General features: G+C 45.3%; 14 protein-coding genes. 2 read left to right on the top strand and 12 right to left on the bottom strand.

The window, feature by feature from the left end; genetic code table 11:
* Positions 1–45: 45 nt before the first annotated feature.
* The 12 genes from ACHUFN_RS06755 to gltB form a co-directional block, all read right to left on the bottom strand.
* Positions 46–399 carry a DUF1428 domain-containing protein gene (locus ACHUFN_RS06755; RefSeq protein ID WP_394221548.1) on the bottom strand — a complete coding sequence of 118 codons (354 nt, stop codon included), beginning with the start codon at positions 397–399 and terminating at the stop codon, positions 46–48.
* A 105-nt stretch (positions 400–504) separates the two neighbouring features.
* On the bottom strand, positions 505–1,860 hold the full coding sequence (locus tag ACHUFN_RS06750; protein ID WP_394221547.1) for an NAD(P)/FAD-dependent oxidoreductase: 1,356 nt from the start codon (positions 1,858–1,860) through the stop codon (positions 505–507).
* Positions 1,861–1,890: 30 nt separating this feature from the next.
* A complete protein-coding gene (locus ACHUFN_RS06745; protein ID WP_394221546.1) occupies positions 1,891–2,487 on the bottom strand; it encodes a GNAT family N-acetyltransferase in 597 nt (198 codons plus the stop codon).
* A complete protein-coding gene (locus tag ACHUFN_RS06740) occupies positions 2,484–2,885 on the bottom strand; it encodes a DUF2721 domain-containing protein (protein WP_394221544.1) in 402 nt (133 codons plus the stop codon). The genes ACHUFN_RS06745 and ACHUFN_RS06740 overlap by 4 nt, the downstream gene beginning before the upstream one ends.
* 115 nt (positions 2,886–3,000) lie before the next feature.
* Complete coding sequence (locus tag ACHUFN_RS06735) at positions 3,001–3,405, bottom strand: rhodanese-like domain-containing protein (RefSeq protein ID WP_394221543.1); 405 nt, start codon at positions 3,403–3,405, stop codon at positions 3,001–3,003.
* Between the two features lie 136 nt (positions 3,406–3,541).
* Positions 3,542–4,471: a helical backbone metal receptor gene (locus ACHUFN_RS06730; RefSeq protein WP_394221542.1), complete on the bottom strand. Its 930-nt coding sequence runs from the start codon at positions 4,469–4,471 to the stop codon at positions 3,542–3,544.
* 65 nt (positions 4,472–4,536) lie between these two features.
* The gene (locus ACHUFN_RS06725) at positions 4,537–5,481 is read right to left on the bottom strand and encodes a cobalamin biosynthesis protein CobD/CbiB (protein ID WP_394221540.1); all 945 of its coding nucleotides are present in this window, start codon (positions 5,479–5,481) and stop codon (positions 4,537–4,539) included.
* A gap of 1 nt (position 5,482) precedes the next feature.
* On the bottom strand, positions 5,483–6,184 hold the full coding sequence (locus tag ACHUFN_RS06720) for a 5'-methylthioadenosine/adenosylhomocysteine nucleosidase (protein ID WP_394221539.1): 702 nt from the start codon (positions 6,182–6,184) through the stop codon (positions 5,483–5,485).
* Between the two features lie 167 nt (positions 6,185–6,351).
* Positions 6,352–6,939, bottom strand: a complete 588-nt coding sequence (locus ACHUFN_RS06715; protein ID WP_394221538.1) for a DUF2726 domain-containing protein — start codon at positions 6,937–6,939, stop codon at positions 6,352–6,354.
* 199 nt (positions 6,940–7,138) lie between these two features.
* Positions 7,139–7,576: a hypothetical protein gene (locus ACHUFN_RS06710; protein ID WP_394221537.1), complete on the bottom strand. Its 438-nt coding sequence runs from the start codon at positions 7,574–7,576 to the stop codon at positions 7,139–7,141.
* 193 nt (positions 7,577–7,769) lie between these two features.
* Entirely contained in the window at positions 7,770–9,185 is a 1,416-nt protein-coding gene (locus ACHUFN_RS06705; protein WP_394221536.1) for an FAD-dependent oxidoreductase, read from the bottom strand.
* 13 nt (positions 9,186–9,198) lie between these two features.
* Positions 9,199–13,665, bottom strand: coding sequence for a glutamate synthase large subunit (gene gltB, locus ACHUFN_RS06700; RefSeq protein ID WP_394221535.1), 4,467 nt, complete (start codon positions 13,663–13,665; stop codon positions 9,199–9,201).
* A gap of 661 nt (positions 13,666–14,326) precedes the next feature.
* Between gltB and ACHUFN_RS06695 the strand changes: the two genes are divergently transcribed.
* Positions 14,327–14,623: a hypothetical protein gene (locus ACHUFN_RS06695; protein ID WP_394221534.1), complete on the top strand. Its 297-nt coding sequence runs from the start codon at positions 14,327–14,329 to the stop codon at positions 14,621–14,623.
* Positions 14,620–14,835 (top strand): SH3 domain-containing protein, encoded by a 216-nt coding sequence (locus ACHUFN_RS06690; RefSeq protein WP_394221533.1) that lies wholly within the window; start codon positions 14,620–14,622, stop codon positions 14,833–14,835. The genes ACHUFN_RS06695 and ACHUFN_RS06690 overlap by 4 nt, the downstream gene beginning before the upstream one ends.
* The last annotated feature ends 47 nt before the right edge of the window (positions 14,836–14,882 follow it).

Genomic DNA, 14,882 nt, shown 5'->3' with positions numbered 1-14,882 from the left:
GTATGGAGGAAGAGGCGCAGAATAATTTGCGTGAGCGATAAAGGCTTATAGTTCAAGTATAGGAGCAAAGCCCCCGTAAATAAGGCGCTTACCATCGAAAGGCATGGGGTTTTCACTCTCTTGCATTCGAGGGTCTTCCATCACTTTTTGCCACGCAGTGTCGCGTACTTCTTTTGATGGCCAAAACGCAATTGAAAAAACAACGGTTTCGTTTTTTTCTGCCTTAACGGCGAGTGGAAAAGAAGTGAGTTCCCCATCGGGTACGTCGTCACCCCACGCTTCAAGCACCTTTATGGCGCCATATTCTTTAAAAATTTCGCCAGCAAGTTTGGCGTGTTCAATGTATAAGTCTTTATTTTCATTGGGGACTGCAACAGTAAACGCATCGATATAGGACATGAGATAGTTCCGTTGGTGAAGAAAAAACCACCATAGCTTAATTTGTATACAGTGCGCAATAGTTTGGCTGTGCGCATAGTCAACATTAGATGAGAATTACGGTAATTATCGTTCAGCTACTTTGGCCCACTGGTATAGCCCGTGTAACGCCAGTCTTCTGGCTTTAGCAAATGGATAGGCTTTCAGTGGCGATTGATATAGCGGTAGCGACCAATCTGCACTGTTAATGTTCATCATTCGTTGAGCTAAGCGTTGCCCCGCAAACGCAGCAAATGAAACACCGGAGCCACAATATCCCATAGCATAGCCGCATTGGTAGGAACGGCTAGTTGGGCCAATGTCGTTGTCGCCATCAATAAAAATACGAGGCATGCTGTCTAGCGACACGCTTACCCAACCGCTCCAGAAGTAGTCCATTGCAATTCCGGCAAGGGCAGGAAAACTCTTAGTCATAGCACGGTAAAGACGTTGTTTCTCTGAGTCATTATTCGCATCTCTGCCTTTAACTGCACCGCGACCGCCGAACAATAAACGGCCATCTGGCAATACACGATAATAGTATTTCATCATTCGTGTATCCATAAAGCTCATAGACTCAGTGAGCCCTGTTTGCGTTCTTTGCTGTTCATTTAACGGTGCTGTTACAAAAATACTCGACTGCACTGGAAACTGCTTATTGTCCACACTGCTGTGAAAGCGTTTTGGGGTGTAGGCATTGGTTGCAATAAGTAAATGCTTAGCAGTAATGGTTCCATTTGGCGTTGTAACCACAAAGCCATTTCTATGTTTTTCAATTCGTAATGCCGGAGAGTCAAAATACAAGCTTGCGCCTAGCTCTTTCGCAACCCTTGCATATTCGCTTACGAGTTTTAACGGGTGTAAACAAGCGCCATCGACCTTAACACCTCCATGCACGCCTTCAATACCAAAACGAGAGGTAATTGCGTCCTGACTAAGAGGCGTGCTTGGTACATTAAACGCGGTTTTAAGGTGTTTGGCGCTATCGTGTAATAGTGTGGCTTGCTTTTCATTGTGCGCAAGCTTGAAATAAGGGCCTTCAACAAAATCAACCTGCATGTTGAAGTCAGAAATACGCTTTTTAAGTAGATTTACCGCGCCATCGAATTCGGCCTGCATGCCTTGGGCAATATTGTTACCCCATTTGCTTTCTATCGCGCTTAACGACAACCTTCCGCTTCCAGAAAGAACAAATCCACCGTTGCGTCCGGCACATCCAAACCCCAATGAATTAGCATCAACAAGGGTGACCTGCTGTTTCGCTTGCGCAAGGGTAATCGCGGCAGATAGCCCTGTGTAACCGCCACCAATCACTAAGTAATCAGTGCTCAGTTTTTTGTTAAGTGGAGAAAGCGTAGCGGGGGCGTATGTTGCATGCCAATAGCTGTTAGCAACCGGAAGTGATGATGAAACACCACGGGAGATAAGAGGGTCGTAAGTCATAAAATTAACGCGCTGAACAAAAAAGAGTGTTTAAAATTGGAGAAGCATTTCCGCGCCTTCGCATTCGCAGTAACCTTCACAAACAGGGCAGTCGTAGCCTTCATGCACAGAAGCATAGCGCCATTTGTTAGGGTGTTTCTTTATTAATTGGCCACCATTTTTTGAAAAGTACTTAAACGCACTGTTACCCGGGCTGGCTAACCAAATGTGCGCTAATCCAGCTTCTGCACCCTGCGCTTTCGCGCAGGCAATAGATTTATTTAATAGCTTGCTTCCAATACCGCAGCCCTGCATGGTGGGGTCGACAGTATTGCATTTGAAATAACAAACCTTATCGGGGTTAACAGGCCAAAGAGAAGGAGTGCACCACTGATCGGGTTGCCATTGCGTATGGGCAAAGGTCAGGCGAAAACCTACTACTTTGTTTTTATAAAGTGCCACCCAGCTTGCATTGATATTATCGACAAAGCTTTTGGTGTAGTAGTCATTTAGCAAGTCATCGGTAAGGTAGTTGTCACCGTGCACGTCATTGCCAAGCGTAATCACCCCAGAAAAATACTGAGGAGCAAGTAGCTCATAAATAATATTGCGTTGAGTTGAGTCGGTGTTGTGAGCGGGTGGTGTCATGGCTTATCACTGTATTGGGTGTTTTTCATTCCATCAAGGTGCACATCTAGCGCCTCAACTGATATCAATATCTCTCTTACCGACATCCATAGCGAATAAAGTAAAGAGACCAAGCTTGCCGCGAAAACCCAGTTCCCCACTTTTTGGTAGGTAAGGTAAATTGCCAACATAGATACAACACACAGAAAAAAGCTGCCAACCCCCGCTATTTGCATACGTTTAATTAGCTGAATTCGCAGGCGAAGGTTCTTTATCTGCGCTTGAGTATTTTCATCTCGTTCTTCTTTTGAGAAATTTCTGATAATAGTCGCAAGCGTTAAAAAACGATTTGTATAAGCTAATAGCAATAAGGAAATTGCTGGAAACAACATGGCTGGCGTAGCGATATCTATTTTCATAAGTAGTTCATACAATCGTTGATTAAAAAGAGTGTATCACAGGGGGTAGGTTACACAGAAAGCGCCATGTGGAATAAATTGAACCTAGGGCTTTATGGTTAAGTAAAAAAGGCGATTACATACTATCAACAGTAATGCCGGCTGCACTCCAACCCAACATATCACCTTCCAAGTGCATAACCTCAGAGAAGTCGAGGTCTTCAAGCGCCTTCATTGCGAGTTTGGCTCTTCTGCCTGAGCGGCAATAAATAATAATGGGTTTGTTTTTGTGGTCTTCCAACTCGTTCAAATAGTCGTTTATGTTTTCGTGAGGCATATTCACTGCACCAGGGATATGACCTTCTGCAAACTCTTTTGGAGAGCGAACATCAATTAGAAGCCAGTCGTTATTAGCTACACGTTCAATAAGGTAAGGAGAAGCCGCCACAGAGTCATGCGCGGTCGCTTTTGCCGTACACTGAAGCGACACGAAAAGTGCAACACTGACAAGAACAAGAAAACCCGCAACAACAAATCGCATGAGCAGAAACACTTACCTTTTAACGAAGAAAAATAGGTAGATCAGACTTTTAGATATTTACCTTGTTTGACCAATAAATAAATCACAACAAAATTTTCCAGCAAAAGTCACCAAGTTTTAGACTTAAGTATAGCGCTTATGCGTTTTTTTTAATACCTTTACACAGCAATTTTAGTTCATTTATTAATCGCAGTGAGAAGCGGCTAGTGACGTCAGGGTTCACTATAATCAAAGGTGCTTTTAAGAAAGAGCGGTGCTCACGCCAAAAAACCTCAAGCTCTGCACGCGTGCTTTTTGAGGCGGCGACTAGTGCTCTAGGCTGACGTGTAAGTACGTCTTTTAACGCTACTTGAGGGTAGTCTACTGGGCTATCGGGAAAAAGCGTTTGTGCGCCACAAATATTAAGCAGCTGATTGGCCCATGCATCAGGGCCAATGGTCATCAACGGCGAAGTCCACGAATAGTAAAAAACCGGTGACGGCTTTGGATTGGCATGCTCGCGTCTTAATACACTTAGTTCGTTAAGAAAATGATTGGAGAGCTGAGTTGCTTGTTTTTCGGTGTCAGTAAGTGCGCCCAATCGTTTAATCTCGCTGGCAATGTCCGTTATGTTTTCGACCTTGCTACTAAAAACATTAAGGCCCATTGAAGTCAGTTTATGTATATCTTGGGGTTTGTTTCCGCCGTCCCAAGCAAGAATTAAATCGGGCTCAAGGGTAATGATTGTGGCAATGTCAGCGCCCTGAAAATCAGCAACTCTTCTGATGTCTTTAGCTTTTTCTGGAAAGTCGCTGTAGTCGCTTACGCCCACCAAATTATCGCCTAACCCTAAACTAAAGGCCCATTCAGTTAAATGAGGGGCTAAACTTACTATTTTCAAAGTAGATGTTGAACGAGAAGTACCTGAAGAATTCAAGGAAGATAAGGTTGTTGGGTGAAGCGTGGCAGTGACCTCGTTTTTTGTTTCTTCTTGAGCGTGTGAGTAAGCCGAAATCATCATGAGTAATAAGCATAAAAAAGCGAAGGCCAGTGCTATGTTTAATTGCAGTATTAAGTGACGTGGCATAAGTGTTTTACTCTTTTGAAGACAAGCGTTTTTCAGCCTTGGGTTGCAGGTGCGGTTAAAGCGCGCTAGACACGCGCCACAATAATCATTAATAACGACGCAATGGCGGCAATGGCTATCATTGCATGCGTGACAATGCTTTTCGCCGCCAACATATGCGAATACCTAACATCGTTTGCGCCTCCTACCCGTGGAAATCGATACTTTTTGTTTGCGTAAATTGCTGGGCCACCAAGTTTGATGTCGAGTGCGCCACCTAACAGTGCAAGCAACATTGACGTTTTATCTTTTACAGGCGAACGCTTCATAGCGCGAACGCCTTTTACAGGACTACTCACCATCAACGTAACGAAGCCGCCGATGATTGCAGGTGGTAAAACAAGTAAAGCAACGATTTTTCGTACTGGAAGTGCAAAATACACCATGCTCGGAGTGCGATAATGCCACTGCCACGAAGTGAGTAAAAGCAATCGATAGACTAGCGCGCCTATGGGACCTGCGACAATAAAGTAAAAGATTACGCCACAGTAAAGATAAAGAAACTTCAGCCACAACGACTCGATGGCTGCTTTAGCAATGCCAATATCGGTTAGCGAGTCACACTGTCTAGCAGTAATGGTTTGTACCATTTCTCGAGCAAGTGATTTTTTATTTCTGCCAACACTCGCCAATACTTTTTTATACTGTTTACGCTGGTAACCGAAATCCAGTAAGGCAACAAGAATAATGGCTTCAAAAAATATCGGGTACTGCGCCATATAAACTAAAATGGCGATGCAGATGACAAGTGGAGTGAGAAGCACCAACGCGGCAAGAGAGCCTGAAATATAATGCTGAGAGGGACCGTATTCGCGAGAAGGGACAACTTTGCGCCCCATTTGCTGTACGAGGTAGCGCATAAGTGTTAACGGATGCGTACTTTGGGGCCAGCGCCACAGTGCATCAACGGCGATAGCCAGCCAAAGTACCAATAGCGACTGGTTTTGCGGGTCGCTAATTACCTCTGTCATGTTAGTTTGCGAGATCCTTGATCATTGCCATCACAAGTTGTGCCGAGTTTTTGGCAGCGGTATCTAAATACTCTTTAAAGCTAACAGATGATGTTTTGCCAGCAATATCTGACAATGAACGGATGACAAGAAATGGTGTGTCGAGCATGTGACAAGTTTGCCCAATGGCAGCACCTTCCATCTCAACCGCTTTCATATCAGGGAAGTTTTCACGTAGCTCAGCCACTGCTTCATCGCTACCGATAAATGCGTCGCCAGTACAAATTAAGCCTGTCGTTGATTGCAACGAACTAATGCTTGATGCGGCACTGCGAGCAGCTTCCATTAATGTAGTATCACAGCGGAAGTCTTCAGGCATGCCAGCACACTGACCTAACTTATAACCAAAATGGGTAAGGTTAGCGTCATGGTGAATAACGTGACTGGCAATCACCAGATCACCAATATTTAGCGCTTTATCGAAACCGCCTGCCGAACCCGTATTCACTACGGCATCTGGCGCGTACTGCTCAATAAGCACAGTGGTGGCAATAGCGGCGGCAACTTTACCTATGCCGCACTTCACTAACACTACTTCCATGTCATTAAGTGTGCCTTCATAAAATGTAAGGTGCTTCCACTTGGTTTCTTTTACGTTCCAAAGCGAGGCTTTAAGTAGCGCAACTTCTTCGTCCATTGCACCTAAAATACCAATTTTTTTCATAACTATACCGACGGTGTTAAGGGAGTGTAATGCGTGAACACGCAGTTGAATGCACTAATTGTATAAGGAAAAAAGATAAACTGACAGAAAAATGCCTTTGTTACCGCTATTTGAGAGTAAGAAAATAGCAAAGCAACAAAGGCTAGGGGAAGCGTTACTTTAGTAGATTAAGCCGCTGCAGGTCGACTAGAGCGTATAGGGCGAGTAGGGCGCTTTGGCGGCTCTGGGTTATGCGTTGGCAGCTGTGCCATCTTTTGCTGTAAACGACGGTATGGAATAAGCTTGTTTTCCAAACATTCGCGAATATCGTCTACAGAATAGCCCGACTTTACTTTAATTCTTGCATGGGGAAGGCCAGCGGCATCTAGGGCTCCGGTAACAAACCAATCTTTTTGCGTTTTGTAGCCGTCTTTTCCCTGACTGTGAACTAAGTCAATGGCAAGTACTGGGCTCATATCCTGCTTGTCGACCAAGACAAAGTCGAGCTGTCGGCTTGATGCTCGGCTAATGGCTTGGCTGGCAGTTTTCTTTTTCGCTGATTGACGAATTGACACCAAATCGTTAAGGCGTACGCGGCACACAATTCGAAACTCTCTTCCCATCGCTTGTTCTATCAAGTTCAAAAATGTGTGTTCGACTGGCGTAAACAATTGTGGTTTTCGCCTAAATGGAAATGCGACACCACCGTCTGACAACTTTATGGCACCTAGTGCAACGACAATAAGTAACATCATTAGAATAATTGCCAATTCCATTGTAACCCTCGCAAAAATCAATAGTGAAAGCCCACAAACGGCGAAGGCGAGAAGTGAGCACCTAGTATTAGGTGAGTAGCTAGCGAACTTCTACGCTTTATACTTTGCGTCAGAAAAATGACGCTTAGTGCCGTTTATGGTGTAGTTACTTTCGAAATTGCAAAGCAAGTGCCAACATGGGCAACTAGGCAGGCAACGTTTAGTTTTGTGCCGAGGTTATAAGAATATCGACCTGTGACCCTGTATTGTCAGGGCTAATAATCACACGAATATTTCTGTCTTCAGACGATAGCAGCGTGCGGCCGCTTATTGGCTCGTGGGCTTTAAGAGCAGGGTGAGCCGACAGGTAGACGTTAAGCATTTCATTGGGTGTTTTGGGAGAATGATAAACCATGACGGCCGTCAAGCTTTCGTCAAATGCTTGGCATTGGCTAGCATCATCAGAAATTTTGACTTTTTGAAACTCGGTAGGGCAAGACGTAATACTTGGCTTATTTACTAACTGAGTTGCGCTTTTTTCATTAGTATTTGTACTATCTGAAGTGCCTACCGTAATGGCATCGGCAAAACAATTACCACTGGCTAGCGAGCCTAAAGCTAAGCAAAGTACGAGTTTCTTGATGTCTAAGTTCTTCATGGGTAGGCTCTTGATTAATTCAACAATATTTTTCATCGTCTACGATAGTAGAGCGGTTAAACCAGCGCTTCAACTAAACCTTGGTCTATTAACGTATGTCATTATATTTTTTCGTATCTTCCTAGCGTACATGAACAAAAAAGCTCGATAGCAAGACTATCGAGCTTTTGATTAAATTACTTACCTGGGCAGCTTAAACGCCTATGTAATCCATAATTCCTTCTGCTGCTTTACGGCCTTCGTCGATAGCAGTAACAACCAGATCACTACCACGCACCATATCGCCACCAGCGAAAACTTGCGGGTGAGAGGTCTGATAAGCAAATTTGCCAGCAGATGGCGCGCGTACGCGACCTTTTTCGTCAAGCATAATGCCGAAATCGCCAAACCATGAGGCAGGACTAGGCTGAAAACCGAAGGCAATAATAACCGCGTCAGCTTCTAGCACATGCTCTGAACCTTCCACCTCAACAGGGCGACGGCGGCCGTTGGCATCGGGTGGCCCCATTTCAGTTTTCACCAGCTTAACGCCACAGGCTTTGCCATTTTCGTCAACGGCAATGTCTAAAGGTTGAAGGTTGAATTTAAACTCTACCCCTTCCTCTCTAGCGTTAACCACTTCGCGGCGTGAACCAGGCATGCTCTGTTCGTCACGACGGTACGCGCAGGTCACTTGCGCCGCGCCTTGGCGGATTGACGTACGAACGCAGTCCATGGTGGTGTCACCGCCACCTAGCACTACTACGCGCTTGCCTTTCATATCAATGTAATCGGCAGGGTCTTTCTCAAGGCCCATCACGCGATTGGTGTTGGCAATTAGGAAAGGTAGTGCTTCGTGAACGCCCTCTACTTGTTCGTTGTCAAAACCACCTTGCATCGACTTGTATGTGCCCATGCCTAGGAAAACCGCATCGTATTGGTCAAGCAGCTCTTGGAACTGAATGTCTTTACCAATTTCAGTGTTAAGCACAAACTCAACGCCCATTTCGGTAAAGATTTGGCGGCGTAGTTTGATTACGTCTTTTTCCAACTTGAAAGATGGGATACCAAACGTAAGTAGGCCGCCAATTTCTTCGTATTTGTCGTAAACAACAGGTCTAACGCCGTTACGAACCAGAATATCAGCACATGCAAGACCAGCAGGGCCAGCACCTACAATTGCTACTTTTTTGTCGGTCCATACTACGTCAGACATATCTGGGCGCCAGCCCATTTTGAATGCCGTATCGGTGATGTACTTTTCAATACTACCGATAGTTACTGCACCAAAATCGTCATTTAGTGTACATGCACCTTCGCACAGTCTGTCTTGTGGACAAACGCGACCACAGACTTCCGGCAAGCTGTTGGTTTTATGAGAAAGTTCCGCAGCTTCTAGAATACGGCCTTCGTTTGCCAAGCTTAACCATTGGGGAATGTAGTTGTGCACTGGGCACTTCCATTCGCAGTATGGGTTACCGCAGTCCAAGCAGCGGTCTGCTTGGCCTTCGGTTTGAGATTGGCTCAGCGGTTGATAAATTTCCGCGAACTCTTGTTTACGCACCATGATCGGCTTTTTAGGCGGATCGATACGTTCAACATCGACAAATTGATATACGTTCTTTGCCATAAACTAAATCCTCCTACTGAGCCTGAATGCGTAATTCAGCACTTGAACGACTGATGTGACCAAGCAAGTTTTTCACATCACTGGTTTTTGGCTTAATAAGCTTGAAGCGTTTCAGCGTTGCGGCGAAATCAGTAAGCAACGACAACGAGTGTTCACTTCCTGTTTCTTCGTAATGCTGATTAATTAAGCCACGTAAGTGCTCAGCAAGAATCGCTTTATCTTCAATTGGCATTACGTCGACCAGTTCGGCGTTTACACGGTTATCAAGGTCGTCGCCATCATCCATAAGATAAGCAAAACCACCTGTCATACCGGCACCGAAGTTAACACCCACTGGACCAAGCACAGCCACGATACCGCCTGTCATATATTCGCAGCCGTTATCGCCAATGCCTTCAACTACCGCAATAGCACCAGAATTACGTACGCCAAAGCGCTCACCAGCACGGCCAGCTGCAAACAGCTTCCCGCCTGTTGCACCGTAAAGGCAGGTGTTACCCATAATGGCACTGTCGTGTGCGTCATAAGAGATATTGCGTGGAGGATAGATAACAAGCTTACCGCCAGTCATTCCTTTACCTACATAATCGTTGGCATCGCCTTCAAGGTGCATGTGTAGACCGCCAGCGTTCCACACGCCGAAGCTCTGACCTGCGGTACCGGTAAGCTCAACTTTAATTGGTGTATCTTCAAAGTCGTGATTACCGTGATGCTTAGCAATTTCACCTGATAGCAACGCACCGACAGAGCGGTCTGTATTGCGAATAGGGTACTTAACAGTAATCGAATTACCGTCAACAACCGCTTGTTGCCCGTCTTTAAGCATCTGCGCGTTCAACTCGCCTTTATCGATAGGCGCGTTTGTTGTTTGCGAGCAGAACAAGCGCGTATGGTCGCCCGCTTTAGGCTGCGCTAGCAACGGAGACAAATCTAAACGGTTTTGCTTAGCGGTAATGCCATCTAACACTTTCAAAAGCTCTGTGCGACCTACAAGGTCGTCGAACTTAGCAACACCCATAGACGCCATAATTTCACGCACTTCCTGAGCAATAAACTTGAAGTAGTTCATTACCATGTCAGGTAAGCCAATGAAGTGGTCGTCACGCAGTTTTTGATCCTGCGTTGCAACGCCGGTCGCACAGTTGTTTAAGTGGCAAATACGCAAGTATTTACAGCCTAACGCAACCATTGGGCCTGTACCAAAACCAAAGCTCTCAGCACCTAAGATACCGGCTTTCACCACGTCTAAGCCCGTTTTCAAACCACCGTCGGTTTGAACGCGTACTTTATGGCGCAAGCCGTTCTCAATAAGGGCTTGTTGCGTTTCAGACAAACCAAGCTCAAACGGGCTACCCGCATATTTAACTGACGTTAACGGGCTTGCACCTGTACCACCGTCGTAACCTGAAACGGTGATAAGGTCGGCATAGGCTTTTGCTACACCCGTGGCAATGGTGCCAACACCCGGTTCAGATACCAGTTTTACTGATATAAGCGCCGTTGGATTAACCTGTTTTAAATCGAAAATTAGCTGTGCTAAATCTTCAATTGAGTAAATATCGTGGTGCGGAGGTGGTGAAATAAGGGTTACACCCGGCACAGAGAAACGTAGCTGTGCAATGTACTTATTCACTTTGTCGCCTGGAAGCTGACCACCTTCACCTGGTTTTGCACCTTGCGCCACTTTAATTTGAATAACGTTGGCGTTAACCAAATAGTGCGGTGTTACACCAAAGCGACCTGAGGCAACCTGCTTAATTTTAGAGTTCTTTTCAGTACCAAAGCGAGAAGGGTGTTCGCCACCTTCGCCCGAGTTAGACTGACCGCCCAAACGGTTCATCGCAATGGCAAGCGCTTCGTGCGCTTCAGGGCTAAGTGCACCAATAGACATGGCTGCAGTATCAAAGCGAGGGAACAAGTTTTCCGGCGCTTCAACTTCGCTTATATCAATAGGATCGCAGTCAGGATTAATGGCGAGTAAGTCGCGGATGTGCGCAGGCGCACGCTCGTTAACAAGCTTGGCATACTGCTGGTAGTCGTCGTAGTTACCAGACACCACAGCCTTTTGAAGTGTGCTTACTACATCTGGGTTGTAAGCGTGGTATTCGCCACCGTGAACGTATTTAAGCAAGCCACCGTGATCGACAGACTTACGCTTAAGCCAAGCAATACGGTTTAGGTTAATCAGATCTTGATGGAAATCATCGAAGCCCGCACCTTGAATACGTGAAGTCACACCATTAAAGCATAGCTTCATGATTTCGTTGTTAATTCCAACCGCTTCGAAAAGCTTAGAACTTCGGTAGCTGGCAACGGTACTAATTCCCATTTTAGACATGATCTTATACAAGCCTTTATTGATACCTTTACGGTAATTCAACGTGGCCTGCATTGGAGAAATATCCAGTTCGCCTTTTTCACAAAGCTGTTCGATAGTTTCGTAAGCAAGGAATGGGTAAACCGCAGTGGCACCTAAGCCAATCAACACAGCAAAATGGTGCGGATCGCGGGCACTTGCTGTTTCAACAACAACGTTAGCGTCGCAGCGCAGTGATTTTTCAACTAATCGACGCTGTACCGCACCAACGGCCATCGCAGCAGGAATAACCAAACGGTTTTGTTTAATATTTCTGTCTGACAGAATTACAAACGCAGCACGCTTGTTTTTAACCAGCATTTCTACTTCGTTGCACACGCGCTCAATGGCTTTCTTTAGCCCTTCTTGCGGTGCGTATTGCAATTCAACCACCTCAGAGTAATAGTTCTCTGGGTTGAATTCGCGAAGCTGTTTCAGGTCGGTATACATTAAAATTGGCGAATCGAACAATACGCGGTCAGCGTAACCTGAGGTTTCGCTAAATACGTTTTGCTCGCGGCCTATACAAGTTGCCAACGACATAACGTGGTTTTCACGTAGCGGGTCGATAGGCGGGTTAGTAACCTGGGCAAACTGCTGACGGAAATAGTCGTAAACCGTACGTTGACGTGATGACATGACCGCCATTGGCGTGTCGTCACCCATTGAACCAACGGCTTCTTGACCGTCTTTCGCCAGTACTTTTACAACTTGTTGAATTTCTTCATAGCTGTAGGCGTGTAGCTTGTGGTACACCGCCATGGCATCGTCGTCAAACACACGCTTACCAATTAATGAAGCATCAAGCTTTTCGATTGGGGTTAGGCGACGAATATGCTTGTCTAGCCACTCTTTGTAAGGGTGACGTTCTTTTAAGTCGTCATCAATTTCATTTGAGCGCCAAATTTTGCCGGTGTAGGTATCTACCGCAAGCATTTCACCCGGGCCTACACGACCTTTTTCGATAACGTCGGCTTGCTCGTAATCCCAAATACCTACTTCCGAAGCAAGCGTGATGAAGCCATTTTTAGTAATAACGTAACGTGCAGGACGTAAGCCATTTCTATCTAGGTTACATGCAACGTGACGACCGTTTGTTAAAACGATACCTGCAGGGCCGTCCCATGGTTCCATATGCATTGAGTTAAACTCGTAGAATGCACGTAGGTCATCGTCCATGGTTTTGTTATTTTGATAGGCTGGTGGAACGAGCAAACGCATGGCGCGGAATAAATCCATACCGCCAGCTAAGAATAGCTCTAGCATGTTATCCAGCGATGATGAGTCGGAACCTTCAGTATTAACAAAAGGTGCTGCATCTTTTAGATCTGGAATGAGCGGCGTTGCAAATTTAGCAGCACGTGCCATGGCCCAGTCGCGGTTTCCTTTAATGGTGTTAATTTCACCATTGTGAGCAAGGAAGCGGAAAGGCTGAGCAAGAGGCCAGCGTGGTAGTGTGTTTGTTGAGAAGCGCTGGTGGAAAACGCAGATTGCGCTTTGCATACGCTCATCGGCAAGATCGTGATAAAAGGCGGGTAAGTCTTTTGGCATTACCAAGCCTTTATAGATTGTTACTAAGCCTGACAAACATGCTACGTAAAAATCGGGATCGTTTTCTAGACGCTTTTCAGCACGGCGGCGGATCATATACAAACGACGCTCTAAGTCGCGTTTTCTCCATCCTGCGGGTGCGTTCACAAATACTTGTTCAATTTGCGGAACGCCTGTAAGCGCTAATTCACCCAGTACTGAGCGGTCGACAGGCACTTCGCGCCAACCCACTACTGAAAGCGTTTCTTTCTCTAGTTCTTCATTAAGTACTTCACGCGCAGTTTGCGCAAGTACAGGGTCCTGACTTAAAAAAATCATGCCCACGCCGTATTTTTTGCTGAGTTTCCAGCCATTTTCTTCGGCGATTGCATGGAAGAACGCATCCGGTTTCTGTAGTAATAAACCACAGCCGTCACCGGTTTTCCCGTCGGCAGCGATGCCGCCACGATGCTGCATACGGTCAAGGCCGTGTATTGCAGTCGTTACCAATTCATGACTGGCTTCCCCATGAGTGTGAGCGATTAAGCCAAACCCACAGTTGTCCCGGGAATCATTGGGATTATATAAACTCATCTCTTAACTCCTTCAACCTTTTGACTGGGCAAGGTATGCGTTGCGTGTAGATGCGCCTAGGTTTGCGTATCACAACATTATTAGACGTCTTTTATGCCTGCGAGCGGTATTGCTTGCAGCGTGCGCCTTTCTTGTCGTTATTTATTATTAGAGGATTCCAGTCGTTTCCGCATTTTTATGCATTATTGCGATGCGGGCCGTACAAAATACCCACATTAAAAACTAAAATCAAACGCTAAAAATATAAGCGTTATAGAGATTTAGCATATGTGCATTTAATTTCTTTTTATTCAGTGGGTTAAGTGTGGGTGCTTGCGTTTGTAACGAAAATGTTATCAAATTGAAATTATAAAACACTCACCTCTTTTAAATGACATTGGTTCTCATTTATATTTTTCTTGTGAATAAATATGCTTGTATATTGTGGTTTTATGTTGTCAATAGAGGTTTGAGGTGTATTTTTATTAAATTGTAAAGCTACAGTTCCACTGATATTAGCAGTTTGCTATATTGATTGCAAAATAACCAGATGTAAGGTTCGCGTGCTTCTGCGAAAGTGTTATTGGAATACTTATACGTGAATAGAGAGTACGCTTTAGTGAAAAGAGAAGAATAAAAATTCACGGCCTTTGCGTGCATTTAAAACAATAAGGATTATTGTATGCCCCCCCTACACGCAGCGCCCAACCAAGGCTTTTTAATAAACGAGCATATACTAAGCGGCGAAAACATTAGCATTGTGCCTTCCCCTAATATATCGGGATGTTTTCAAGTTGGCTCTCCCGACACCATGGTAATCCATTTTACAGCAGGCAATAACTTTGATTTATCGTTGAATATATTAACTAACACCAAAAGTCACGTCTCTGCGCATGTCGCGGTTGAGTGGAACGGTACACCTCATACAGGAGTCTTCTATCAACTAAATAACTTGCGATGCAGGAGAGAGTCATTGTGAAGCGCGTAGCTAATGTACGTGCTAACTCGCTGAATGTGCGAAAAGGGCCTGATGTTTGTTCCCCGGTTGTCGAAAATAATTTGCAAAAAGGTGAAGTATTAAACGTGCTAGAAAAGCGAGGCGATTGGGCAAAAGTCTCGTACACCAAGGTAGGGTGGGTGAATGCCAAACATATCAATGAAATCACCGAAAAGTCGCGTTTTAAATCTTGATTCTGTTAAGTCATTTAGAAAACGCCGTGACAAACCGCATTCCCGAA

The sequence above is a fragment of the Alteromonas gracilis genome (genome assembly GCF_043642145.1).
Lineage (GTDB): Bacteria > Pseudomonadota > Gammaproteobacteria > Enterobacterales > Alteromonadaceae > Alteromonas > Alteromonas gracilis_B.
This window is presented reverse-complemented; position numbering and strand designations above follow the sequence as displayed.